The following is a 25997-nucleotide window of genomic DNA, read 5'->3' as shown; positions in this document are numbered from 1 at the left end:
TCCGTCCGGTGTCGGGGGCGCTCCCCAGGCGCCGCTGGCGGAACCCCAGCATGCCTGCCTGATATAATGGTTATTTTGCATGTTCAAAACAAGACCAAACAACCCTTTACCAGTAAAAAAGCTTTGTTTTTAGAATCTTTTACGCTTCATCCTGTTTCTCTCAGCACGATAAAACAGAGTATCTAAGCCTTTATAATTCCCGTAAAACACTCCCTGCCTTCTGCCCAAGCACCCGCCATGTACCGGCAAGACCAAAACCGACAGTCAGAACCAGCGCCGTCAGCACTGTGAAAAAGGCCACGTCCGGCAGCATCCGCATCTGCAAATTCATCAGCTTTACCACCACAAACCATGCAGCCAGACCGCCCGCCCCAAGGGCAAAAACGGCCGTTGCCAAGCCAAGCAGCGCATATTCATAGACAAAAGCGCGGATCAGCGTGAGACGTGTGGCACCCAATGTTTTCAGCACCACCGCATCATGCTGTCTGGCACGATTACCTGCCGCCAGTGCTCCGGCCAACACCAAAATTGCCGCCAGCAAGCCAACCGATGCAGCCCAGCGAATTGCCACCGCCAGCTGGCTGATCAGATCATTGGCCACTTCAATCGCATCTTTAACCCGCACAGATGTGACCGCAGGGAAAGTCTGTGTCACGGTGCGCAACACATTGGCCTCCTGCTCCGGTGCCGCATTGGCATCAGTCAGTGTCGCCAGCCATGAATGCGGCGCGCCGGCAAAAGTATTCGGCGAGAATACCATGACGAAATTGATCGCCAGAGTTTCCCACTGTACCTGACGGAAATTGGCGATCTTCGCAGTAATATTCCGGCCAAGCACATTCACTGTCACCGTATCACCGATTTTAAGCCCGAGTTCTTCCGCTTCTTTGGCCGCAAAAGACACCAGCGGCTCACCACTATAATCTGCAGACCACCACTCACCTTGTGTCATTGTGGAATTTTCCGGCAGATTTTTCGCATAAGTAATACCACGATCTCCGCGCAGCACCCATGCACCCTGCGGCGGCACAGTCACCTTATCAACATCGGTGCCGTTCAAAGCCACGATGCGTCCGCGCAACATCGCTGCACTGACGACTTTACCTTCCGGCGCTGTTTTCGCTAACAGATCGCGGAAGCCATCGATCTCCGTATTCTGAATATCGACAAAGAAGAAGTTCGGCGCATGGGCAGGCAGGCTCTGGGTGATCTGACGACGCAAATTACCGTCAACCAGAGCCAGTGCCACAACCAAAGTCAGGCCAAGACCGAGCGAGAGCACAACCGAAGGTGTCAGCGCACCCGGACGGTGAATATTACCGACTGCCAGCCGCAAAGCCGGAGAGCGGAACCGCGGCGCTTTACGCGCCAGCATCCGCAACGCGTATGAGACCCCGCGCAGAATGATAAACGCAGCAACCGCTCCCACGATAAACACACCGGCAATGCGCTGATCTTCAACAAAAAACAGCACCAGCCCGATCAATATCAGCAACAGAAGTCCGGCAGTCAGCATGTAGAGCAATGGCGGCCATCCGCTTTGGTCAAAACCTTTTTGGCGGAACAAAGCCGTTGCCGGAATTGTCCGCGCCCGCCCCAAAGGCAGAAGAGCAAAGATCAGCGTGGTAATCAGCCCGAAAGCTGTCGCCAGCAACAGCGCTTGCGGATAGAGTTTGAGCCCGCCGCTGACCGGCAGATAGGACGACAGGCCATAGATCGCCGCAGCGCTGAGCCCCAGCGACAGTACCAAACCAATGACAATTCCGATCAGTGCAATAGCCACGATCTGAAACAGATAAATCAGCACCACAAAATCAGCCGATGCGCCGAGCGATTTAAAGGTCGCAATAACAGGCCGTTTGCCGTCGAGAAAACTACGTACGGCATTGGCAACACCAACACCGCCGATAATCAGCGATGTGAGACCGACAAGGGTGAGAAATTGCGAGAACCGCTCAATATTAGCGGATAAAGCCGGTGCCGCATTATTGCGGTTGCGGATATTCCAACCGGCTTCAGGGAAATTCTTTTCGGCTGCAGCTTCCAGCGCTGCCAGACGTGTATCCTGTGCCCCCGCCTGCGCTGTATCCGGCAAAGCGATTTTATAAATATAATTGACCAGACTGCCAGGCTGAATAAGACCGGACGCCCGCAGAGCTTCATCAGAAGTCAGAAAACGCGGTGCCAAAGCCATGCCGGAACCCAGCATATCCGGCTCGCTCTCAATCATCGCCCGCAACGTAAATTTTGCCGAACCGAGCATGATCTGGTCGCCGAGTTTCAAACCCAGACGATCCAGCAAAAGCTGCGGCACAGCCGCGCCATAGGCTCCGTTCTGCAATGCAAAACGCTCTGAAGCCGCCAGATCCGGTGCCAGTTTTAATGTGCCATAGAGCGGATAGGCGCTATCCACGGCCTTCACTTCAACCAGTGCCTGATCAGAACCATCTGTCATGCGCACCATTGAACGCATAGTGATATTCTCAGACACCGTGCCTTGCGCGTTCAAAAACTGCCGTTCCTGCTCCGTCACCTCACGCTGATTGAGCATAAAACTGACATCACCGCCGAGGATGGCCTGTCCTTCAACTGCCAGACCATCGGCAATAGAACGGGCAACGGAATTCACTCCGCCAATGGCAGCAACACCAAGCGCGATACAACCGAGAAAAATATAAAAGCCGGTCAAACCGCCACGCATTTCACGCAATGCAAAGCGCAGCGCCAGTGCGAAAGACGGTTTCGTTGCAGTTTTACTTGTCATCCCTGTCGTGCCCGCCGTCATTGCGCGGCTTCCGCCTGAACGACCTCTTCATGTGTGTGGCTCTTGCCAGACACGGGATCAGAATGAATACGACCGGAGCGCACCTGAATCTCCCGTCCGCAACGGGCAGCCAGCAACGGATCATGCGTCACCAGCACCATTGTCAGCCCGTATTCTTGTTGTTTGGAGAAAAGCAGATCAGCAATCTGGTTACCGGTTTCACTGTCAAGATTTCCGGTCGGCTCGTCGGCAATCAGAATAGCCGGTCGCGGTGCCAAGGCACGGGCAATCGCCACACGCTGCTGCTCACCACCGGAAAGTGCCGCCGGATAATGCGACAGACGATGGCCAAGCCCGACTGATTTCAAAGCCTGTTCGGCAACGGCAAATGCATCATCGCGCCCCGCCAGCTCCAGCGGTACCGCCACATTTTCCAGTGCTGTCATATTGGGGATCAAGTGAAAGGACTGAAAAACAATGCCTATATTGCGCCCGCGAAAGGCGGCGGCCTGATCTTCACTCATCCGGTCGATCCGTTCGCCGCTGATGAGCACCTGACCGCTGTCGACTTTTTCAAGCCCTGCCAGCACCATCAGCAAAGTAGACTTACCGGAGCCGGACGGGCCGACAATACCAACGGATTCACCGCTTTGTATTTGCAGGGAAATATCATTGAGAACATGGACGCGAGCGGCATTGCTGCCCAGTGTGAGATCAATATTCTCAAGCGTAATACCGGATTGGTGAGGCTGCATGGTCGCGTCATTTCCCTGATAAATGGCGGAGGCTCTGAAGACAGATTGTTTTCTATCTGGGGTCGCAGAAAGCTAATGTACAGGGCAAAGGGTGAAATACTGTTGCCCTGACCATAAATTTGGCTCTTGCAAGCTACAGAATATTCGCCATATGCAAATAAGAAACTCGGACAGGATCAAAAACCAATGGCATTGCGGTTCATACATCTTACAGGCATGGCTTTGCTGCTAGGTTTGTCTTTGGCTGTCTCATTACCCGCAAAGGCACAGGAAAGCGCTGCAGATACGGTGCAGATTGTGGGCTTTGGTGACAGCTTGATGGCCGGATATCAGCTGGCGCAGACCGACGGTTTTACCGCCCAATTGCAGACAGCACTCAGTGAAGCCGGTTATAAAACCGCAGTTGCCAATGCCGGTGTTTCCGGCGACACCACCAGCGGCGGTCTGGCTCGCCTCGACTGGTCTGTGCCGGATGAAGCGCAACTGGTTATTCTGGAGCTTGGTGCGAATGATGCCCTGCGCGGCATTTCTCCTGAACTGACCGAGAAAAATCTCGACCACATGCTGGCGCGTTTAAAGGAACGCGGCATTCCGGTGTTACTCGCCGGTATGATTGCACCGCCGAATATGGGTGCCGATTATGCTGCCAAATTTAATCCGCTTTATCAGAAGCTCGCAGACAAATATCAGGTCAGACTTTACCCGTTCTTTCTTGACGGTGTGGCAGCCGACAAAAAACTGCTGCTGGAAGACGGAATGCATCCGAACCCGCAAGGTGTGAAGGTCATGGTTGCCAATATTCTGCCGGATGTGAAGGCCATGCTGGATCAGGAATCAATTGATCTCAACTGATCCTGCCGGGAGGATTATCAACAAGTGCGATTCATTTTCCTGACACAATCTGTATGATAGTTATTCAATCAGAAACACATGATCTGGTAAAAAGCCGCAAAACTTAACATGATCAGACAAAGTTTTGGGGCTTATCTCACAAAGCACTTGTGCAATGAGCAGATCGGTGGTTCGCTGTCAGTTAAGGCTTTACAAGCTGCTTCACTTGCAGGTTGAAGAGCCGCTCCAGATCAGACCGCAAATCAATGGTGCTGGTTTGGAAAGAACCATATTTGAGACCATATCCCATTGAGGAGGATGCTATGCCGCGCCTTTTCACTGCCCTCGAAATCTCCCGGGATGCTGCCCTGTCACTCTCACTTTTGCGTGGCGGGCTTATCGGACCCAAAGGTTCTGTCCGCTGGATTGATCCGGAAAATTATCACATCACATTACGGTTCATCGGCGATGTCGAAGGTCATGTGGCCGATGAGATCGTTCACGCGCTTGACCGGATTGACCGGCCCGGCTTTACGCTGCAACTGACCGGCGTCGATGTGTTCGGCACCAAAAAACCGCATAGTATTTATGCCGGTGTTACGCCATCCCCTGAACTGTTGGCCTTGCAGGCAGAGATGGAACGGATATGCCAGAGATTGCGGCTGCCGCCTGACCCGCGCAAATTTACCCCGCATGTCACATTGGCACGGCTCAAAGGCCTGCCGGATATGCAGATTGCCCGCTATCTCTCGGAGCGGGGCAATTTCACCACGCTGCCGTTCAACGTCACCCGTTTTGTGCTGATGTCGTCGAAGGAATCCACCGGCGGCGGGCCTTATGTCACGGAAGAAGTGTGGCCGCTGCGCAAGCCTTCATTTAATGCGGGCTTTGAAGACGGAGCATCGCCTCTGCATTATCAGTTTCGTGCCGGTGCGGCAGAGTAAGATGCGGCACCATAATAGACAAAGTGCTGCAGAGTAGGATGCAGCATCCTGCGAAACAAAAAAAGCGGCAGATTACTCTGCCGCTTCTATATCAGGCCAGTCTATCAGCCAATGCCTCACGAAAGTCGGTCGGCCAGTGCCTCGGCTGCTTCCCGAACCATCCGGTAAACCCGTTCGAAATCGGCGTTTCCGCCATAATACGGATCAGGGATTTCTTCTCCGCGATCAGCACTATTGCCCTCAAAACCATCCCGTGCCACTGCGGTGAACAAGCCTGTCACCGCAGAACTGCCTGCTGGTGCAAGACGGTTGATTGTCATCAGATTATTCTGATCCATGCCCAAAATCAGGTCAAAGCGATTGAAATCCGCAGCCCCAAGCTGACGGCAGCGTTGCGCGGAAATATCGATTCCGTTTCTTGCCGCAACAGCAACAGAGCGCTCATCCGGCGCCTCTCCGGTGTGATACCCGTTGGTCCCTGCGGAATCGATCAGAAACTCCCGCTGCGGGAAGCGTTCCTGCAAAACGTTGCGCATAACACCCTCAGCCAGAGGAGAACGGCAAATATTACCAAGACAGATGAAAAGTATCGAAAATGGCTGCGACATACATTCCCCCCGACATTCACACTATAAGACTTATAAGCAACGGATGCGGGCGTGTTTCAGCCTGTGCAATCATTGGATCAAGATTGGCACCCGATCAGAATTTGCTCTGATACAGCATCAATATAAAATGTGAAATGAACCGAAACTGTACAAAAAACAAGTTACGATAATTTAATCCGGTTTTATGCTAATATCCCCGTTCTCATATCCCCGTTTTTGGCCGTCTCAGGAGCTTGCCATGTCCCGGACACCCCTCACCCGTGAAGAAATTTCAGCAGCCATGTCCGGCTTGTCCGGCTGGGAATTATCGGCAGATCACGGCTCAATCCGTAAAAACTTCAAATTCCGCGATTTCAATGCAGCCTTTGCCTTTATGACCCGTATTGCCATGGCCGCAGAAAAACTCGACCACCATCCGGAGTGGTCAAATACCTATAATAAGGTCGAAATTACCCTCACCACCCATTCGGCCAAAGGTCTGACAGCGCTGGATATGCGCATGGCGCAACTCATCAATGATTATGCTGGGTGATCCGTTTTCGGTACCGGCAACACTCCTGATATCTTGTAAAGGCGCTCAGGTCACACCATCTCTTTCCCAATGAGGATTTGCTATGGATGATGTCAAAATAGGTGAAATTTTGCAGCCGGGCTCAGAGCGCGAACAGGAAAGCCGTGCACAACGTGTGCGCAAAAATTTCTGGAAGACCCTGAAAAAGACCGCAGGCAAAGTGCCTTTTACAGAAGATCTGGTCGCATCCTATTATTGTGCGCTGGACACGAAAACACCTGCCCGTGTGCGTGCCACTTTGCTTGCCGCACTTGCTTATTTCGTGCTGCCTTTTGATTTTGTACCGGATCTTCTGGTCGGCATCGGCTTCACCGACGATATGGCTGTCTTAATGGCGGCGCTGGCCTCAGTACGCCGGCATATTACACCGGCGCATTATGCTGCCGCGCGACAGTCCTTAAATCAGAACCCTGACGCGGAACCGCAGGAGCACTGACCTCTGTCCGTCTGCACAAATCGCTGATTTCAAAGAATACAGAATCAAAAAACCCGAGAACAAACTATCGCCGTTTTCCTGATGCTGAAGTCACGCATAAGGGCAAGTGAGTGAGAATTTCTGCATATTCTTCAGAAAAACCTCTCTTTTGCCTCAAAACTTCACGGTTTGGTAACCCAGATTAAGTCAAATTAAGACAAACAAACGGGACGTGCCTTAAACAGCATGTTTCCCGGATTTTGAGTTTGAAGCAAAACGAAAGAGAACCGGTAGGACCTATGCTTGGAAAATCGATCGTCGCGGCTTCTGTGTTCACAATGGCTATGGCAGGCAGTGCGCTTGCCCAGTCGCCGAGCCAGATCAGCCAGTTCAACGCCTGGGGCGCATACAGCTATCAGTCGGGCAACGGTAAAGTATGTTATGTCCTGTCCGTCCCGACCCAGAAGCAGCCTGCATCTGTAGACCACGGAGATAATTTCTTCCTCGTCAGCCAGAAGCCAGGCCAGAACGTATCATTTGAGCCGCAATTTATGGCCGGTTATGAATTGCAGGCCAATTCTAAAGTGACCGTCACCATCGGCAATGCGCGCTTTAATATGTTCACCAATGGTAAATCCGGTTGGATGGAAAATGCCGCAGAAGAACCAAAGCTGATTGCTGCCATGCGCGGCGGTGCGGATATGGTTGTAAATGCTGCATCAAAGCGTGGTACAAAAACCACATATACCTATTCCCTGAAAGGCATTTCCGCAGCGCTCGCTGCGATTCAAAAGTGCCGCTAAAGCGGGCTGGTCAGAAATGCCGCTAAAGCGGGTAAAATCTGAAAAGTTTAAAAGCCGGATTTATGTCCGGCTTTTTTGCATTCCGGCGATGCATACAAAAAGTCGCAAATCATAACCCTTGATAAAAGCGTGACGCAGCGCCATTTCCGTGCTATGAGGCCGCACTTCAGGGTATTCTTGCGGATCTCATCGCGAAAAACGCCCCCATTAAATCATGCAACAATGCCGCTTTATCAGTTTCCAATCAGGGCTTTTGTCCTTCTGATGCGGCTATGCAATTGTGAGCCTTAAGTAAAACCGATGTCTATTTCTTATGACCTTACCACGCCTCAGACCCGTGATGCACTGGCCGCCAATGCCCGTGCAATGCTGGCACCAAAGCCGACACTGATCGGTCTTTCCCGTGAGGAGCTGGGTGAGGCCTTGCTGGAAATCGGCATTCCGGCCAAACAGATCAAAATGCGCGTCGCGCAGCTCTGGCACTGGCTCTATGTGCGCGGTGTTTCAGACTTTGCCGATATGGCGAATATCTCCAAAGACCTGCGCAGCGCTTTGACCGAGCATTTCACCATTGCCCGTCCGGAGGTTGTGGAAGAACAGATTTCCACCGACGGTACACGCAAATGGCTGTTCCGCTTTCCGCCACGCGGCGCGGGACGTCCGGTTGAAATCGAATGTGTTTACATTCCTGAAGAAGGCCGCGGCACGCTGTGTATTTCCTCTCAGGTCGGCTGCACCCTCACCTGCTCTTTCTGCCATACCGGCACACAGAAGCTGGTACGCAATCTGACTTCAGAAGAAATCCTCTCGCAGCTGCTCACCGCCCGTGACCGTCTCGGCGATTTCCCTGAAACCAACACACCGGATGGTGCGATTGTGCCTGCGGAAGGCCGCAAGATCACGAATATCGTGATGATGGGGATGGGCGAACCACTCTATAATTTTGAAGAAGTGAAAAAGGCACTGCTCATCGCCTCCGATGGCGATGGCCTGTCCCTGTCCAAGCGCCGTATTACGCTCTCCACTTCCGGTGTTGTGCCTGAAATCTATCGCACCGGCGAAGAAATCGGCGTGATGCTGGCGATCTCGCTTCATGCCGTGCGCGATGATCTGCGTGATATGCTGGTGCCGATCAATAAGAAATACCCGCTGGAAGAACTGATCAAAGCCTGCCGCGCTTATCCGGGTCTGTCCAATGCCAAGCGCATCACCTTTGAATATGTGATGCTGAAGGACGTCAATGACAGTCTGGAAGATGCCAAGAAACTGGTGCAGCTGCTCAAAGGTATTCCGGCTAAAATCAATCTTATTCCGTTCAATCCGTGGCCGGGCACCAACTACCAGTGCTCCGACTGGGAACAGATTGAACGCTTTGCCGATTATGTGAATGCGGCAGGCTATGCCTCTCCGATCCGCACACCGCGCGGCCGCGATATTCTCGCCGCCTGCGGTCAGCTGAAATCGGAATCCGAACGGATGCGTAAAACTGATCGTCTGGCGCTGGAAGCTATGATGATCGCCAATCACGGTGAAGATTAAACGGCACCCTACCTATTCAATACATCCCGAAAAACAATTCCAGAGTGAACTTGATAGAACAAACTATTAATCACTCTGGAAGTATATAGTTACATGCATAATTTTACGCTGCGATGCAATGTAAATCTAATATTAGTTAATTAAAGTAACCTTGCACTAAAAAATTCCGCTTATTTCCATGTAAAACGGATGCAAAATGATCACCATAACGAATTTAACTGCACGTATTTTCGTAATACTTACAGGATATTTTCTTGCCGTATCTGCTGCAGTTGGCTCATTAGGATTTATAAATGTTATCTTTATAAACCCTTCTATGGGAGGGAATAATATTTTAGGACTTTTAGGAATTGCATTAATTTCAGTATTTTACAGCTACGTTACTTGGCCATATACAATTCTTCCAGCATTGCTTATTGTCGCGCTTGGAGAAGTATTCTCAAGAAGAGATAAATTATTTTACATTTTAGCTGCAATTACCATGAACCTGTTTCTTTATGCAGCTTACTCAGATGCTGGAAATCAAGGCGACAGTATAATCGCCATTTTAGCAAAAATTTTATTCAGTGGTTTTATTGGTGGCCTAACATACTGGATGATTGCAGGTCGATGGACAAATATTCCATCACAACGAGAGTATAATAATACACTATAATTTAAAGAAACAACCTTCAATTCAATCAAAGATACATTCAACATGGATAAAAGCCTGCAACTGATCGGCCGGTTCACAGTCATCATTTTTGGCTATGGCTGTGCTGTTCTGGCTGCGGGTCTTTTTCTGAATATTATGCTGATCTCCACAATCGGCATGCTGCCGGATATCATCAATGATGGTTTTGAATATGGCTTCGGCGCGGGACTGTTCGTTGCCACACCATTCATGGCGATGATTATCGGTTATCTCGCCTTCTGGCCTGCACTTGCAGCTATTGCTATCGGTGAATATTTCAACAAACGCGACAGCCTGTTTTACAGTCTCTGTGGTTTGGCAGCCGGTATTATTCTCTTCGTGGCAGGTTTTCAGCCCGATGTGAAAAATGCTGACGAAGCCATGATGATGATGAGCTGCGCAGCCGCAGGAATTATCGGCGGCTTTACCTACTGGCTGGTAGCCGGGCGCTGGAGCAATCTGGTTTCCGGCAAAGAAACACCGGAAACCAAATAGTTTTTCTTTTCACGTATGTCTTTACTCCAAAACCGGCATCCGCTTTTGGGAGACATGCTATAAATTATTTGCCTTCAGCCAGCAGAATTTTCAGCGCAAAAACTGAGAACACACCCGCAAAAACATAATCCACCCAGCGTGTGACCGTCGGATTTTTCTTCAGGAGTCCAGCAAATTTATCTGCCGCCAAAATCATTGGCACCACTACCGGCAGGCTGAGCGGGATGAAAGACAGCCCGAGGAAGAACAGTTTCCCCGGTGCATGCGGATCATGCGCTGACACGAATTGCGGCAGGAAGGTCATGTTGAACAGAATGATCTTCGGGTTGAGCAGATTAATCCCTAAACCCGTTGCCCAGTTTTGAAACAACGTATGTTTTTTGCCGCTGCTTTTTTCTGGCGAAAAGGCAGAACCTTTACGCAGCGCCTGAATAGCCAAAAACACCAGATATCCGGCACCAACAACTTTCAGCACCCAGAAGGCACTTGGCGACGCAATAATCAGCGCAGACAAACCAATCGCCACCATTGTGGTATGGATGACGATGCCGCTGGAAGCTCCCGCAAGGCAGGCAAAACCTGCTGCCTTCCCTTCAGATAAGGCACGACCAACAAACAGTGTCATATCCGGGCCCGGTGTGATCGACAGGATAAATGTCGCAATAGCGAACTGAACCAGAACCGGCCAGTCCGGAATAAAAGTCAGAGAATTTAAGAATGACATGCATGCGCCCCGAAGCGGTTAAGTTTGGCCAAACTAACGCAGAATTTGTTTCTGCGGAACCGGATTTACACGGGCATATCTAAAATTTAACAATCTCACGACTGTGCCATTAAGACGGCTTGCTTCACACTATTGAGATGATAAAAGAAATATCAGAATTTCATCGCTGCAAAGCGAAAAACACTCAGATGCCGTACCGGCTCGTACTGGATGCATAAAATGAACAACTGGAAAGACGTTAAAAAAGTCGTGCTCGCTTATTCCGGCGGTCTCGATACTTCTATCATTCTGAAATGGCTGCAGACCGAGCTCGGTGCTGAGGTTGTGACTTTCACTGCTGATCTCGGTCAGGGTGAAGAACTGGAACCGGCACGCAAAAAAGCTGAAATGCTCGGTATCAAAGAAATCTTCGTTGAAGATGTCCGTGAAGAATTCGTCCGCGATTTCGTTTTCCCGATGTTCCGCGCCAATGCAGTTTATGAAGGCGTTTACCTGCTCGGCACTTCGATTGCCCGTCCGCTGATCTCCAAGCACCTCATCGAAATTGCCAAGAAAACCGGTGCTGATGCAATTGCTCACGGTGCAACCGGCAAGGGTAACGATCAGGTTCGTTTCGAACTGTCGGCTTATGCACTGAATCCGGATATCAAGATTATCGCTCCGTGGCGCGACTGGTCGTTCAAGAGCCGTACAGACCTGCTCGATTTTGCTGAAAAGCACCAGATTCCTGTGGCAAAAGACAAGATGGGCGAAGCACCGTTCTCCGTCGACGCCAACCTGCTGCACTCTTCCTCGGAAGGTAAAGTACTGGAAGATCCGGCTGTTGAAGCGCCTGAATATGTGCATATGCGCACAATTTCACCGGAAGCTGCACCGGACAAGCCAACCATCATTAAAGTCGGCTTTGAGCGCGGTGATGCGGTTTCGATCAACGGCGTGCGCATGTCGCCTGCAACCCTGCTGGCTGCACTCAATGATTACGGCCGTGACAATGGTATTGGTCGTCTTGACCTCGTTGAAAACCGTTTCGTTGGCATGAAGTCCCGCGGCGTTTATGAAACACCGGGCGGCACTATCCTGCTGGCAGCACACCGCGCGATTGAAAGCATTACGCTGGATCGCGGCGCAGCACATCTTAAAGATGAACTGATGCCACGCTATGCGGAACTGATCTATTACGGCTTCTGGTTCTCGCCGGAACGCGAAATGCTGCAGGCGGCGATCGACCACAGCCAGCGTCATGTAGAAGGTGAAGTGACACTGAAGCTCTATAAGGGCAATGTGATTGTGACCGGCCGTGAGAGCGACAAGTCGCTTTATTCTGACAAGCTGGTGACATTTGAAGATGATCACGGCGCTTATGACCAGAAAGATGCAGCGGGCTTTATCAAGCTTAATGCACTGCGTCTGCGCACACTGGCTGCCCGCAACCGCGGCTAATCAAGCCAACTAAAGACTGAAACAGCAAAACAGCCGGAGCGATCCGGCTGTTTTTTTATTTATCTTTTGGCATCACAAACGCGGCGCGGATTTTGGTTATGGCGTGGCGAAAATGGTGATTTTCGAGAACCGGAGCGGAATGTACCTTAAGGTACATGAGCACCGGATCGGAGGAAATTGCCATTTGCAGACCGCCAGAGCCGAAATTCTAAGAAATCTAGTGGACGGCGAGAAAGACAGCACTGTAATGGAGCGCCGCTCCCGCCACGACAAAGCCGTGCCAGATTGCGTTCTGGAAACGCAGGCGTTCCCAGACGTGGAAAATAACGCCGAGTGAATAAATAATCCCACCGGCGGCGATCAGTACTACCACTTGCAGGGGCAGGAACTGCAACAGCTGATCATAGATCAACACACCGCTCCATCCGAGCGCCAGATAGAGCAGGATTGCCAAGCGGTCAAAACGGCCGGGCATTGTCAGCTTCAGTGCAATACCACAAAACGCAATTAACCAGACCAGCCCCAAATGCCAACCTGCTCCCTCACCCATTTTCATGATGAAAGGCGTATAGGTTCCGGCAATCAGCACATAAATCATGGAGTGATCGAAGCGGCGCAGAAACTGCTTCACCGGTGAGACCGGCCAGATATTATAAATTGCAGAAATCGTCAGGGCAGACACGAGACTCAGCACATAGATCAGCGCGGAAATATAAATCACCGGTGAAATCTGCCCTGCAAAATACCACAGCATCACGGCTGCGCCGCCAACAGCCAGAGCCACGCCCACAACATGGACGATGCCATCCGCCCATAATTCCGCCTTGTCATAGAGACGTGCAACGGAGGCTTCGGCCTTTTGTAAAATCTGGTTCATGGTGCCGCCTGCACAATTTCGGGGTGATGATAAAAAGCGAGGTCAAAATGAGTATGCGTCAGAATGATTATAGATTCATGACGACAAAATGACCTGCCTGTAAAATTACCCGATCAGAGCTGCAGACAATAAAAAACCGCCTGCTTCATAAGAGAAACAGGCGGTTTTAAAACTTGCAAATTTTCAGATCAGCGGGTGCTGAAATCCCGTCTGTTCGGCTGCACACGCGATGTTTTTGCAGATTTAGCAACAGACTGCGTGACCATAGGATCGGTTTGCGCCACATCAACAACATTGCCGGTTGCTGCGGCTGTCACAGCCTTTGCGGCTTCTGTAGCTTTGCCCGGCTCAATAAAAGCGGTGCGGATGGAGTTCGGGCCTTTGCGCAGACCGGTTTCTTCCAGCAGACCTTTGCGCTTGGCATCATAATAATAACCGCGGGCATAGAATTTGACGGCCTGCGTTTCATTGCCACCGGCAACTTTATAGGCACCGGCCAGATATTTTACCGCATAGCGCAGATTGGTATTGGCATTGAGCAGTCCCTGCGGGCTGCCATCATAGCCCATACCGCGTGCCGTGGCATGGCTGATCTGCATCAGGCCGAAATACGGACCATTACGGGCAACAGGATTATAACGGCTTTCACGCTGCACCACGCGGTGCACCAGACGCTCCGGCACCTGATAGGCTGCCGCATATTGGCCGATTAGATTATGCAGTTCCGGCTTGCTGTCTGCCGCGATCTCAGCGCGCTGCTCGACCAGATGGTTCGCCGTGCCGGATTTGGTAACGCCGGTATATTTCACTTCACCCGGTGTATTATGCGCACCGGTTGCCAGAGATGGTGTTGCCGTTGCAATCAAAGCCTCTGTTGCGGTCTGACGGAATGCCGGTGTCGGCACGGATGCCGGCAAAACCGGATCGCCTGCATCTGTCACGGCCAGTGCGGCGACCAGTGCAGCATTGCCCTTTTCTGCCGCATAGGCAGAAGCTGCGATTGTAGCACCTTTTGCGCTGCCATCAGGATTAGCGTCGATAGAAGCAGCCTCTGCAGGCGCTCCGACGGCTGTCGCCATATCAGCCACGGCAACATCAACAGCCTGAGTTGTTGCCGAATTGGGGGCAGTTTTTGAATTATTGGTGGTGGTACAGGCCGACAAAGCCACAACACCGGAGAGCAGAACAGCAGAACGGAGAGCCAGAGCTGAAAATCGCATCAGGCACCCGTTTCGTTGTTAAGACGTTTTTCGAGTTCAACCAGATCTTCCGGCAATGGCAGACCACTGGCTCTCATCGCATTGAGCTTCTCACGAATGGACTCAGCCAGTTCATGCATGTCTTCCGGCTGGTTGACCATCTGCTCAAACAGTAAAGCGATTTCCGCCTTGATCTCTTCGAATGCCATCGGGCGATCCTTTTCGTTGTCTTCGCTTGCAGGCAGAACGAACCGCCGCCCGACAAACGTAAGAAGCGACACAGCAGAATGCATTGATTAAACGCAACCGGAAACTGTATCGCTCATGCAGTAGAAATCGTCATAGAATCCCGAAGATTGAGGATTCCATCTCATGGTTGATGAAATATTTACAGAGATTCCGCCCGTGAGACCAGCCGTAAAATGCAATCCGCGCCAAAAGGGTCAGACAACTTTTGTTGTCAGATGTCCGATAGCGTCAACGCCGCCCTCCAGAATATCGCCCCGTGCAACAGCGCCGACACCCGCAGGTGTACCGGTAAAGATCAGATCTCCGGCCTGTAATTCATAGAGTGTGGAAAGAATTGCAATGGTTTCCGGCACGGACCAGATCAACTGATTGATGTCGCCTTTTTGGACAGTTTTACCATTAATTTTCAGCCAGATAGCCCCATCCTGCGGATGACCGATACGGCTTGCAGGCACCAATGCAGAACAAGGAGCGGAATGTTCAAACGCTTTGGCAGTCTCCCAAGGACGCCCCTGTTTTTTAGCCTGACCCTGCATGTCGCGCCGTGTCATATCCAGCCCGACAGCATAACCGTAAATATGCTCATTGGCCTGTGCTGCCGGAATGTTTTTTCCGCCTTTATGAAGGGCAACAACCAGCTCAATTTCATGATGCACGTCATTGGACAGCGGCGGATAAGGAAAACTGCCGCCATCTGTCACCAGATTATCCGGATTTTTCTGGAAGAAAAATGGTGGTTCACGATCCGGGTCATGCCCCATTTCCCGCGCATGGTCTGCATAATTGCGGCCCACACAATAAATACGGCGAACAGGAAAGCGCTGATCGCTCCCCTCAATCGGCAAGGTTACCGGCGGGCGGGCAGGAAAGATCAGCGTTTCAGACATGGGCATTCTCTTACTGGTAAATTCTGGCTGTTAAATTCCGAATGTGCCCGAGCCTACAGGAAAGTTTCAATCCTGCAAGATAAAGTCTGCCTCACGGGACTGTTCTGTCACGGTTTGCGCATTGGGAATATCATTGGCAAGCGCACGCGTTCTGGCTGCTTCATAATCCGCACCATGATCCAGCCAGCGCTGAATAAGCCGCTGTTCCAAAACCGGAAGCGGCACTTGCAAGAAAATACTCAGATCAAAATATTGGCGCAAATCGCACCAGACCGGCTGATCCAGCAGCAGATAATTACCCTCGACCAGTAAAATCTGATGCTGCGCTGTGACCATGGCAGCCCCCGCACGTGCCAGATCCATTGAGCGGTCAAAAACCGGAATCGCAATATCACCGGTTTCCGATTTCAAACGGGACAACAGCGCCCGAAAGCCATCCGCATCAAAACTATGCGGTGCGCCTTTACGCGCCCTGTAACCACGCGCATCCAGAATGGCATTATCATAATGAAACCCGTCCATCGGCACGACAACAGATGGCTGAGCGGCGGATAAAGCATTGATCTCCTGACACAATGCCTCCGCCAGCGTGGATTTTCCCGCGGCAGGCGCTCCGGCAATCGCAACAATCAGACGCTCCCGCCCCTCTGCCCGCGCCAGAATTTCCGCAGCCAGCGCTTCACGCTTTATCACAGGTGTTTCAGGCATCATGCAGCCAGCATCTCATCAGTCGGGGTCAATGCGCCGGTCATCAGCGCCACGGCATCAGACATAGAACATTGACGGGGATTAATCACCGCCAGTCTTTTGCCCAGCCTGTGCACATGCACACGATCCGCCACTTCAAATACATGGGGCATATTATGGGAGATCAGAACAATCGGCAGACCGCGCGATTTCACCTCCTGAATAAGATCAAGCACACGGCGGGATTCTTTAACCCCTAACGCCGCTGTCGGCTCATCCATAATCACCACTTTGGAACCAAAAGCCGCCGCACGCGCCACCGCCACGCCCTGACGCTGACCGCCGGAAAGTGTTTCCACCGCTTGCGAAATATTCTGGATGGTCATCAGTCCGAGTTCTGAAAGCTTATCGCGGGCGATCTGCTCCATTTTCTTGTGGTCGAGCTGACGAAACACACTGCCCATCAGTCCGGGTTTGCGCAATTCGCGCCCCAGAAACATATTATTGGCAATCGACAAAGCAGGCGACAAAGCCAGATTTTGATAAACAGTTTCAATGCCTGCTGCCCGTGCAGCGATCGGTGAACGGAAGCTCACCGGTTGGCCGTCAAGGAAAATCTCACCTTCATCCGGCTGGATCGCACCGGACAGCGCTTTAATCAGTGAAGACTTTCCTGCACCGTTATCGCCGATAACCGCCAAAACTTCACCCGGATAGAGATCAAAATCTGCATGATCCAGTGCCGTAACACGGCCATAGCGTTTGACGAGGCCTTTTGCCGATAAAACCGGCTGAACTGACTGTTTCATGCCGCAGCCTTTCTGATCCACTGGTCGATTGCGACCGCAACGATAATCAGGACACCAATCAGCAGATAGGTCCATTGCGGATCGGTTCCCCACAGGCGCAGCCCCAGCGAAAACACACCGACAATCAATGCACCAAACAATGTGCCGAGAATGGAACCGCGACCACCGAACAGGGAAATCCCGCCAATCACCACAGCCGTAATGGATTCAATATTCGCAAATTGTCCCGCTGTTGGTGAAACGGAACCGAGACGCCCGATCATCGCCCAACCGGCCAGTGCACAGATCAGACCAGCCAGAATATAGACAGACATCAGAACCGGTTTGACACGTACACCGGAAAGCTGTGCCGCTTCGGGATCATCGCCGATCGCATAAACATGCCGCCCCCATGCCGTATGATTGAGCACATACCAGAGAACCAGAACCAGCAGCACCATGGCAATCACACCATAGGTAAAGACCGCACCGCCGAAGCGGATATTATTTCCAAAAAACTGCAATATCGGCACTTTTTCGGTGATTTCCTGCGCACGGATGGTTTCATTGGCGGAATAGAGAAAATTGGTCGCCAGCACGATTTGCCACATACCAAGCGTGACGATGAAAGGCGGCAATTTCCAATAGGCCACGAACCAGCCATTAAGAAAACCGCAAAAAGCGCCGACTGCAAAACCGCACAGGATGGAAAGTTCGGGCGGCAGACCATAGCGGAAAGTGAACTGCCCCATCACCACCGAAGACAGCACCATGATAGCGCCGACAGACAGATCAATACCGGCCGTCAGAATGACAAGTGTCTGCGCGGAAGCAATGATGCCGGTAATGGCAACTTGCTGCAAAATGAGTGTCAGCGCAAAAGCGGAGAAAAATTTTGATCCGACCAGAACAGCAAAAATCGCCAGTGACAGCACCAAAACGATCAGCGGTACGGCTGCCGGATTGTGATGCAGGATCACACGCATTCTGTAGAGCAGACTGCGATCCTCATTCTCAAAACTGGCGACACCGGAAGCGCTGTTCACCAGAACCTTTTCAAAATCCTGCGGGGTGCGCTTGACTTCCGTTTCATGATTTTGCGTGGTTTCTGTCATAGGTGCTTCCGGTTACTGCAGCCTGAAAAGGAACCGGCATGAAGATCACGCCGGTTGATTTTTTAATGGAAGGACACAGGGATCAGCCCCAGCACTTCGCCAGACCTTCTTTGGTGTCGATGGATTCAACACCTTCAACAGGCTGATCGGTTACCAGCATCACGCCGGTATCAACAAAGGTCTTGCCATCTGTCGGCTTCGGCTTTTCACCGGTATCAGCAAATTTTTTAATTGCCTCAATGCCAAGTATTGCCATCTGCATCGGATATTGCTGCGCTGTTGCGCCGATCACGCCATCAGCCACATTTTTCACACCCGGGCAGCCGCCATCGATGGAAACAATCATCACATCTTTTTCGCGGCCAACAGCTTTCAGCGCCTCATAGGCACCGGCAGCCGCAGGTTCGTTAATGGTGTGTACCACATTGATATTCGGGTCTTTTTGCAGAAGATTTTCCATGGCGCGGCGGCCGCCCTCTTCATTACCGTCGGTCAGATCGCGACCGGCAATACGCGGATCATCCTCATCGCCGAGCACATCCTTGTTTTTCGGATCAATACCGAAACCTGTGGCAAAGCCCTGATCGCGCAGCACGTCAACACTCGGCTGCATGGCGGTAAGGTTCAGGAAAGCAACTTTGGCATCTTTGGCTTTATCACCCAGACGCCCTGCAGCCCATTTGCCGACCAGTTCACCGGCCAGAAAATTGTCTGTTGCGAAAGTTGCATCCGCTGCATCAGCCGGTTCCAGCGGTGTATCCAGTGCGATCACCAGCATACCAGCATCACGCGCCTGTTTCAGTACAGGAACAATGCCTTTAGTGTCGGAAGCGGTGATGAGAATACCTTTTGCACCATCGGCAATACAGGTTTCCACTGCTGCAATCTGACTTTCCGTATCGCCGTCAATTTTACCCGCATAGGATTTCAGATTGATGCCAAGTTCCTTGGATTTGGCAGTCGCGCCTTCTTTGATTTTTACAAAGAACGGATTGGTATCTGTTTTGGTAATCACGCAAGCCGTCACTTCAGCCGCCTGCGCTCCCGCACCCGCAACGCCCAATGCCAGAAGGGCAAAAGCAGAGGTAAGAATAGTTTTTCTCATGAACTCCTCCCAGAGTCATTTTTCTACGATCAGTCCGAACTCTGAACTGCGTAGCTGAACCAGCCAAATCAATTGTCTCAGGCGCCCTCTTCCGCCGCCTCTGCGCTGCGATTTCATGAAAGAGCAAATTTATTGCCCCCAGAAATATGTGCAAGCGTGATCATGGAAACACGGGTTTTCAGTCCTGTCAATTAATAAATCCACTTGATTTATTAATTCGCTATGTCAGTCTAAGATCAGCGTGATGACAAAAACTGTCTGCGCAGGCTTTACTTCAAAAATAATTCTCTTATTCCAGCTCTTTATCCCGAATGCTCCTTACAGGACACCCGATGCACTATCCGCAAGGCGCCCCTATTGACCCTGCCACAACCAGCCGCGGCTCTGACCAGACCGGCATGCGCGCCTATAATGAAAGGCTGATCCTTTCCGTTGTGCGCCGTCACGGCGCCATGCCGCGGGCAGATATTGCCAGACTAACCGGCCTGTCAGCGCAAACCGTGTCCGTCATCATCCGCAATCTTGAGCAGGACGGATTATTGCTAAGCGGCGAGAAACAGCGCGGACGCGTAGGCCAGCCAAGCCAGCCGATGATGCTCAATCCTGACGGCGTGTTTTCCTTTGGCCTGAAGATCGGGCGTCGCAGTGCAGAACTGGTTCTGGTTGATTTTACCGGCACGATCCGCGCACGTATGCACCAGACCTATCTGTGGCCGGTGCCGGATAATATTCTGCATTTCACGCTTTCGGCTATTGAGCAATTCACGGCGCAGCTCACGCCTTTCCAGCAAACTCGCATCGCCGGTCTCGGCATTGCCATGCCGTTTGAACTCTGGAACTGGGTGGAGGAAGTAGGCGCGCCGCCTGCGGATTTGCAAGCCTGGCAAAGCACGGATATTTGCGAAGCACTGAGCCTGAAACTGCCTTTTCCCGTTCTGATCCAGAATGATGCCACCGCCGCCTGCGGCGCGGAACTGACCTTCGGTTCAGGGCCGGACTATGCGGATTATGTCTATTTTTTCATCGGCTCATTTATCGGCGGCGGCGTTGTGCTCAACAATACGCTTTATGCCGGACGCAGCGGTAATGCCGGCGCACTGGGCTCCATGCCGATGGGCAACGGTTTCGTCACCACGGCAGGCCAGATCAGCCGTCCTGCCCAGCTGATTGATACCGCATCTCTGTTCATATTGGAGCGCAGTCTCAAACAGCAAAATATAAACACGGCTCCACTCTGGGCGGCGCCGGATAATTGGGAAATTTTCAACCCTGTACTTGATGAATGGGTATTGCTGACCGCGCGCAGCCTTGCCCATGCCATTTCATCAGCCGCCAGCGTGATTGATTTTCCTGCTGCCATTATTGACGGCTGGATGCCGGAAAATTTACGCGCCAAGATTGTTGAAACTACACGGAGTGAAATCGGCAGGCTTAATTTACAGGGAATCATCCCGCCGGTGATTGAAGAGGGCACAGTTGGTGTTCATGCCAAAGCACTGGGGGCAGCGCGGCTGCCAATCTTCAGCCGCTATCTCTTTGATCAAAATGTTCTTTTTAAACACATACAATAAACCCGTCTTACCAAAGTTGAACAATAAACCGCTATTTATGTGAAATCATTTACTTCGGCTTCACAGGACTGCCTATAATATCCGTCATGAATGCAACTTGTTCATTCCACATGCATTTATCTTTTGCGAGAGCCGTTATTGTCAGGACAAAGCCAGATCATGACTTTTAAAACTATCAGCACCACAGCTTTTACAGATCAGAAGCCGGGCACTTCGGGCTTGCGCAAAAAAGTGACTGTCTTTGCTCAGGAACATTATGCGGAGAACTTCATCCAGTCGATCTTTGACAGTCTGGAAGATTTTCAGGGCAAGACACTCGTGCTCGGCGGTGACGGACGCTATCTCAATCGCAAGGTCATCCAGAGCACGATCAAAATTGCTGCTGCAAATGGTTTTGGCCGTATTCTGGTCGGTCTTGGCGGCATTACCTCGACGCCTGCAGCTTCCAATCTCATCCGGAAGAATAAAGCCTTTGGCGGTATTATTCTCTCGGCCAGCCATAATGCCGGCGGACCTCAGGGTGATTTCGGCATCAAATTCAATATCAGTAATGGCGGCCCTGCTCCGGAAAAACTGACCGAAGCGATGTTCGCCAACTCCAAAACCATCACATCCTATAAGATTGCCGATTGCGCCGATATCGACATTGATACACTTGGCTCGCATCAGATCGGCGACACGGTGGTGGAAATCATTGATCCGGTGAAAGATTACGCCGCCTTGATGGAGAGCCTGTTCGATTTTCAGGCGATCCGTACCCTGCTGCAATCCGGTTTCACCATGCGTTTTGACGCCATGCATGCCGTGACCGGCCCTTATGCCACAGAGATTTTTGAAAACCGGCTCGGCGCAAAAGCGGGCAGCGTTTTCAATGCCGTGCCTTTGGAAGATTTTGGCGGCCATCATCCTGATCCGAATATCGTCTATGCCCATGAGCTTTATGAAGAGCTGATGTCGGCCAATGCGCCGGATTTCGGTGCAGCATCAGATGGGGACGGCGACCGCAATCTGATTATCGGCAAGGGCATGTATATTGCCCCGTCGGATTCTCTGGCCGTGCTTGCGGCCAATGCGCATCTGGCTCCGGCCTATAGCAAAGGCATTGCCGGTATTGCCCGCTCCATGCCGACCAGTTGTGCCGCAGACCGCGTGGCGGAAAAACTGAAGATCGGCATGCATGAAACACCAACCGGCTGGAAGTTCTTCGGCAATCTGCTGGATACCGGTCTTGTCACCATTTGCGGTGAGGAAAGTGCGGGAACCGGCTCTGACCATGTGCGTGAAAAAGACGGATTGTGGGCTGTGCTGCTATGGCTGAACATTCTGGCAGTGCGCAAACAATCGGTCGCCGAGATTATGCATGAGCACTGGCAGACCTATGGCCGCAATTATTATTCACGCCATGATTACGAAGAAGTCGCCTCGGATGGTGCCAATGCGCTGATGGATGCATTGCGCGCCAAACTGCCTGATCTTAAAGGCAAGACCGTGCAGGGTATGGTTGTGGAAACTGCCGATGATTTTGCTTATCATGATCCGGTCGATCATTCAGTAAGCAAGCATCAGGGCATCCGCATTCTCTTTGCCGGCGGTTCCCGTCTTGTGGTGCGCCTGTCCGGCACCGGTACAGCCGGTGCAACCATCCGCATCTATCTGGAACGCTATGAGGCTGACAGCAGCAAGCATGATCTGGAAACCCAGTCTGCCCTGACCCCGCTGATCGCAGCCGCTGCAGAACTCACAGAGATCACGCATTATACCGGCCGCGAAAAACCAAGCGTCATTACCTGACCCAACAAAAAAGGCCTGCATTGCAGGCCTTTTTCAATTTCATCATCTGTTATTCAAAAACGATCTTCGGTGCTGCGCGGGATGAACCGCCGCTCACCTGCGCCCAGGCTTTTTCGGCAATCTCACGATAAATTTGCGCATGCGGGCTGTCCGGCTCTTTCACCGTGATCGGCATACCGGCATCGGACAATTCGCGTATCTGCATATCCAGCGGCACTGCGCCGAGGAAAGGCACATTGAGCCGTTCAGCTTCGCGCTGCGCTCCGCCATGTCCGAAAATATCATAACGCTTGCCGGTATCCGGAGCGATGAAATAGCTCATATTCTCAACAATACCGAGCAGCGGCACATTGACCTTGGCGAACATATTCAACCCTTTACGGGCATCAATCAGCGCTAGATCCTGCGGGGTGGAAACGATCACCGCACCGGCCAGCGGCACCTGCTGCGCCATGGTCAGCTGAGCATCGCCGGTGCCCGGAGGCATGTCGACAACCATCACATCGAGATTGCCCCACTCCACTTCACGCATCATCTGATTAAGCGCCGACATTACCATCGGGCCGCGCCAGATCATCGGGGTTTCTTCTTCCACCAGAAAGCCCATCGACATGACTTTGAGGCCGTAATTGCTCATCGGTTTCATGATCCGGCCATTGACCGTTTCCGGACGACCGGAAATACCGAGAAGGCGCGGCATCGACGGCCCGTAAATATCGGCATCAAGAATACCGACTTTCAGCCCCAGTGCCTGAAGCCCGAGCGCAATATTCACCGAAGTCGTGGATTTACCGACACCGCCTTTGCCGGAAGCCACGGCGATAATCTTGCCAACACCCGGAATACCCGGTTTTGCCTGTGGCTGCGACGCGGCATGAGTATGTGCAGCCGGACGCGCCTGAGCAGCGGGCTGAGGGCGGCTTGGCGGAGGAGCATCATCGCTGGTGCGGCCGCCTTTGCGCTCGGCGGTCAGTGTGACCAGCGCACCGGCAACACCCGGAATTTCTTTCACCAGTTTTTCCGCCCGCAGACGCAGCGGCTCCATCGCCTGCGCACGGTCAGACGGCACAGTAATGGAGAAAAACACTTTATTATCAGCGATAAAAATATCGGACACCAGTCCGAGGCTGACAATATCACCTTCGAAATCCGGTCCAGTGACCTGTTTCAGCTGAGCCAGCACCACATCTTTGGTGACCTGTGACATGCCTCATACCCCGTCGAATAATCTGTTCACCATTGCCGGCACAGTATTTTATCCTGCGACCGGCATTTCATGCTTCATCGTTAAATGATTTTGTGTCTGAGAGAAAGTTATCTTCAGCCCTTTCCGCGCAAACCTCTGTGACATCGTGAGGCAGAGGGAGATCCGGCATCATTATTACAGAGGAAAGCTCTTTCCTTCCGTAAAGCACCGCGCTAAAAAGCGGAAAGCGCAGTTATATATAGTTCAGGGTGATGGTTCAGACACACAAAAACAAGCTGGTTTTAATACGCATCCTGTGCGTATTGGCGCTTGTTTTGCTGTCTTTTGCCCATAGACCGGTGGATGTCAGCGCCCCCCTGCTGCAAATGACCACCAAAAGCGGCACCTCCGCTGAACCGGTTTTCATCCGTTATGAAACAATGCCCGATGGCAGTATTGTTTCGATCTGCGTTTCCGAAAACAGCGCCGCATCTGACCAGCATCATAAAAATCATAATATGATGGTTGATTGCGAGGCCTGCCGTATCTCGGCGGCTTTTGCACTGGTTACACCGCCTGCAGCCGGTGGTCCGGTTGTTGCCAAAGATACAGGCAACAGCGTCAGACGCACGGCCAAAGTTCTGCCCCGCTCCCGACCTTATCCGCCCGCCGCCCCGCCGCAGGCGCCTCCTTTCCTTGCCTGATACAGGTCTGCGCATTCTCACAATGCCGCAGGAAATATCAGTCATGCGCTTTAAGCGCCTTCATGCTTTCTGCCTGCAATTTGCAACCGGAAAGCAGGATATTCGCAAGGAATAGATTTATGAAAACCATTTTCACACCACTCTGTGTTGCCAGCCTTCTTCTCGGCACTGCCGGTCTGGCACAGGCACATGTGTCACTTGAAACAGCTCAGGCTAATGCAGGAAGCGGCTATAAAGCCGTCCTCAAAATCCCGCATGGTTGTGAAGGTGCCGCGACCACACAGATCAATGTCAAAATTCCGGAAGGTTTCATTGCCGCTCAGCCGCAGATGAAAGCCGGATGGGATATTGAAACTGTTAAATCCGACTACCAGCACAGTTATAAAGTGCACGGCAAAGACGTGAAAAACGGCGTGACCGAAGTGATCTGGAAAGGCGGCAAACTGCCGGGCGATTTCTATGATGAATTCTCGGTTGTCGGCAAACTTGCAGCCTTCGACAAGGATACAACATTGTCGTTCCCGACAATCCAGACCTGCGAAAACGGTAAAACCGAAAACTGGACGGATATCGCAGCAGAAGGCCAGAACCCGCATGATCTGAAAAACCCTGCGCCGCAATTGCTCGTGGCGGCTGCCACAAAACAGGCAAGCCATGACGGCCACGGTGCGCACGGTGGCAATAGCGCCGAGGTGGTGACAGCCGGTGATCTGGAGCTTTCCGAAGCTCATAGCATCGCGACAATCCCCAATGCCCGCGTAGCAGGCGGCTATATTATCATTACCAATAAGGGCAAAGAAGATGACCGCCTGATCGGCGGCACCACAGATGCAGCCGGAAAAGTTGAAATTCATGAAATGTCGATGAAAGACAATGTCATGAAAATGCGCAAACTGAGCGAGCCTCTGGCTATTCCTGCCGGCCAGACCGTGAAATTGGCGCCAACCGGCTTCCACATCATGTTTATGGATCTGGCCAAGCCGTTCAAAGAAGGTGAAACAGTCAATGTTGTGCTGGAATTTGAAAAAGCCGGAAAGGTTAATTTACCGTTTCACGTGAATCCATCCAAGGGTTCTTCCGGTAATGCTGGCGGCAAGGCCAATGACCATAGCCATCACTAATTTCTGTTTCTCCGAAACCGTATCGGTTCGGAGATAAAAGACTAAGGCGGAGCGCCGATCATATCGGCGCTTCGCATTGTGATTCTGGAACCGTTCCCCTTTACCTGTCCTGTTTACAGGCTTCTGCATGAGGCGGGACGTCGCAGAGCTTAAAA

25 protein-coding genes and 1 pseudogene are annotated in these 25997 nt (G+C 51.9%); 13 read left to right on the top strand and 13 right to left on the bottom strand.

From position 1 onward, the window contains the following. Positions 1-190 precede the first annotated feature (190 nt). The gene (locus KHQ09_RS02610; RefSeq protein WP_213596104.1) at positions 191-2764 is read right to left on the bottom strand and encodes an ABC transporter permease; all 2574 of its coding nucleotides are present in this window, start codon (positions 2762-2764) and stop codon (positions 191-193) included. A gap of 17 nt (positions 2765-2781) precedes the next feature. Next, positions 2782-3519: an ABC transporter ATP-binding protein gene (locus tag KHQ09_RS02605; RefSeq protein WP_213596102.1), complete on the bottom strand. Its 738-nt coding sequence runs from the start codon at positions 3517-3519 to the stop codon at positions 2782-2784. Between the two features lie 186 nt (positions 3520-3705). Here KHQ09_RS02605 and KHQ09_RS02600 point away from each other — a divergent pair, with 186 nt between their 5' ends. Together KHQ09_RS02600 and thpR are read left to right on the top strand one after the other, a co-directional pair. Then, entirely contained in the window at positions 3706-4371 is a 666-nt protein-coding gene (locus tag KHQ09_RS02600) for an arylesterase (protein WP_213596100.1), read from the top strand. A gap of 302 nt (positions 4372-4673) precedes the next feature. Then, complete coding sequence (thpR, locus tag KHQ09_RS02595) at positions 4674-5294, top strand: RNA 2',3'-cyclic phosphodiesterase (protein ID WP_022710200.1); 621 nt, start codon at positions 4674-4676, stop codon at positions 5292-5294. A gap of 116 nt (positions 5295-5410) precedes the next feature. Here thpR and KHQ09_RS02590 read toward each other — a convergent pair whose 3' ends face one another. Next, the gene (locus tag KHQ09_RS02590; protein ID WP_213596098.1) at positions 5411-5902 is read right to left on the bottom strand and encodes a low molecular weight protein-tyrosine-phosphatase; all 492 of its coding nucleotides are present in this window, start codon (positions 5900-5902) and stop codon (positions 5411-5413) included. 238 nt (positions 5903-6140) lie between these two features. On the opposite strand from KHQ09_RS02590, the gene KHQ09_RS02585 reads away from it, so the two are divergent. From KHQ09_RS02585 to KHQ09_RS02560, 6 genes are all read left to right on the top strand, one after another. Then, positions 6141-6434 (top strand): 4a-hydroxytetrahydrobiopterin dehydratase, encoded by a 294-nt coding sequence (locus tag KHQ09_RS02585; RefSeq protein ID WP_022710202.1) that lies wholly within the window; start codon positions 6141-6143, stop codon positions 6432-6434. 82 nt (positions 6435-6516) lie between these two features. Continuing rightward, complete coding sequence (locus KHQ09_RS02580; protein ID WP_213596096.1) at positions 6517-6909, top strand: YkvA family protein; 393 nt, start codon at positions 6517-6519, stop codon at positions 6907-6909. Positions 6910-7187: 278 nt separating this feature from the next. Then, entirely contained in the window at positions 7188-7691 is a 504-nt protein-coding gene (locus KHQ09_RS02575; protein ID WP_022710204.1) for an invasion associated locus B family protein, read from the top strand. 300 nt (positions 7692-7991) lie between these two features. Then, on the top strand, positions 7992-9230 hold the full coding sequence (gene rlmN, locus KHQ09_RS02570) for a dual-specificity RNA methyltransferase RlmN (RefSeq protein ID WP_116086213.1): 1239 nt from the start codon (positions 7992-7994) through the stop codon (positions 9228-9230). Between the two features lie 196 nt (positions 9231-9426). Further along, complete coding sequence (locus KHQ09_RS02565) at positions 9427-9885, top strand: hypothetical protein (RefSeq protein WP_213596094.1); 459 nt, start codon at positions 9427-9429, stop codon at positions 9883-9885. A 42-nt stretch (positions 9886-9927) separates the two neighbouring features. Further along, positions 9928-10398, top strand: a complete 471-nt coding sequence (locus tag KHQ09_RS02560) for a hypothetical protein (RefSeq protein WP_213596092.1) — start codon at positions 9928-9930, stop codon at positions 10396-10398. Between the two features lie 64 nt (positions 10399-10462). Here KHQ09_RS02560 and KHQ09_RS02555 read toward each other — a convergent pair whose 3' ends face one another. Beyond that, the gene (locus KHQ09_RS02555) at positions 10463-11122 is read right to left on the bottom strand and encodes a LysE family translocator (RefSeq protein WP_022710207.1); all 660 of its coding nucleotides are present in this window, start codon (positions 11120-11122) and stop codon (positions 10463-10465) included. Positions 11123-11341: 219 nt separating this feature from the next. Between KHQ09_RS02555 and KHQ09_RS02550 the strand changes: the two genes are divergently transcribed. Further along, positions 11342-12562: an argininosuccinate synthase gene (locus tag KHQ09_RS02550; protein ID WP_116087138.1), complete on the top strand. Its 1221-nt coding sequence runs from the start codon at positions 11342-11344 to the stop codon at positions 12560-12562. Between the two features lie 217 nt (positions 12563-12779). Here KHQ09_RS02550 and trhA read toward each other — a convergent pair whose 3' ends face one another. From trhA to KHQ09_RS02510, 8 genes and pseudogenes are all read right to left on the bottom strand, one after another. Then, the gene (gene trhA, locus KHQ09_RS02545) at positions 12780-13439 is read right to left on the bottom strand and encodes a PAQR family membrane homeostasis protein TrhA (protein ID WP_213596090.1); all 660 of its coding nucleotides are present in this window, start codon (positions 13437-13439) and stop codon (positions 12780-12782) included. A gap of 323 nt (positions 13440-13762) precedes the next feature. Further along, positions 13763-14659, bottom strand: a pseudogene (locus tag KHQ09_RS02540) (transglycosylase SLT domain-containing protein); the annotation flags it as partial. After that, positions 14659-14847, bottom strand: coding sequence for a hypothetical protein (locus KHQ09_RS02535; RefSeq protein WP_028233459.1), 189 nt, complete (start codon positions 14845-14847; stop codon positions 14659-14661). The gene KHQ09_RS02535 and the pseudogene KHQ09_RS02540, both read right to left, overlap by 1 nt. Positions 14848-15081: 234 nt before the next feature. Further along, positions 15082-15780 (bottom strand): fumarylacetoacetate hydrolase family protein, encoded by a 699-nt coding sequence (locus KHQ09_RS02530; RefSeq protein WP_420801422.1) that lies wholly within the window; start codon positions 15778-15780, stop codon positions 15082-15084. Positions 15781-15840: 60 nt separating this feature from the next. After that, complete coding sequence (locus KHQ09_RS02525) at positions 15841-16485, bottom strand: nucleoside/nucleotide kinase family protein (RefSeq protein WP_213596086.1); 645 nt, start codon at positions 16483-16485, stop codon at positions 15841-15843. Beyond that, a complete protein-coding gene (locus KHQ09_RS02520) occupies positions 16482-17270 on the bottom strand; it encodes an ATP-binding cassette domain-containing protein (protein WP_022710214.1) in 789 nt (262 codons plus the stop codon). The genes KHQ09_RS02525 and KHQ09_RS02520 overlap by 4 nt, the downstream gene beginning before the upstream one ends. Next, positions 17267-18364, bottom strand: a complete 1098-nt coding sequence (locus KHQ09_RS02515; protein ID WP_213596084.1) for an ABC transporter permease — start codon at positions 18362-18364, stop codon at positions 17267-17269. Before KHQ09_RS02515 ends, KHQ09_RS02520 begins: the two co-directional genes overlap by 4 nt. Positions 18365-18446: 82 nt before the next feature. Beyond that, entirely contained in the window at positions 18447-19469 is a 1023-nt protein-coding gene (locus KHQ09_RS02510) for a substrate-binding domain-containing protein (RefSeq protein ID WP_213596082.1), read from the bottom strand. Between the two features lie 311 nt (positions 19470-19780). Between KHQ09_RS02510 and KHQ09_RS02505 the strand changes: the two genes are divergently transcribed. Both KHQ09_RS02505 and KHQ09_RS02500 read left to right on the top strand, forming a co-directional pair. Beyond that, positions 19781-21040 carry an ROK family transcriptional regulator gene (locus KHQ09_RS02505; RefSeq protein ID WP_213596080.1) on the top strand — a complete coding sequence of 420 codons (1260 nt, stop codon included), beginning with the start codon at positions 19781-19783 and terminating at the stop codon, positions 21038-21040. 159 nt (positions 21041-21199) lie between these two features. Then, positions 21200-22831 (top strand): alpha-D-glucose phosphate-specific phosphoglucomutase, encoded by a 1632-nt coding sequence (locus KHQ09_RS02500; RefSeq protein WP_213596078.1) that lies wholly within the window; start codon positions 21200-21202, stop codon positions 22829-22831. Positions 22832-22880: 49 nt separating this feature from the next. Here KHQ09_RS02500 and KHQ09_RS02495 read toward each other — a convergent pair whose 3' ends face one another. Beyond that, on the bottom strand, positions 22881-24038 hold the full coding sequence (locus KHQ09_RS02495) for an Mrp/NBP35 family ATP-binding protein (protein ID WP_213596076.1): 1158 nt from the start codon (positions 24036-24038) through the stop codon (positions 22881-22883). 251 nt (positions 24039-24289) lie between these two features. On the opposite strand from KHQ09_RS02495, the gene KHQ09_RS02490 reads away from it, so the two are divergent. Continuing rightward, entirely contained in the window at positions 24290-24721 is a 432-nt protein-coding gene (locus tag KHQ09_RS02490; protein ID WP_151158746.1) for a hypothetical protein, read from the top strand. Positions 24722-24840: 119 nt separating this feature from the next. Continuing rightward, positions 24841-25842, top strand: coding sequence for a DUF1775 domain-containing protein (locus KHQ09_RS02485; protein ID WP_213596074.1), 1002 nt, complete (start codon positions 24841-24843; stop codon positions 25840-25842). The last annotated feature ends 155 nt before the right edge of the window (positions 25843-25997 follow it).

Origin of the sequence: Pseudochrobactrum algeriensis (genome assembly GCF_018436245.1) — a bacterium.
GTDB classification, from domain to species: domain Bacteria; phylum Pseudomonadota; class Alphaproteobacteria; order Rhizobiales; family Rhizobiaceae; genus Pseudochrobactrum; species Pseudochrobactrum saccharolyticum.
The sequence above is the reverse complement of the archived record's forward strand: the minus strand, read 5'-3'. Positions and strand labels throughout refer to the sequence as shown.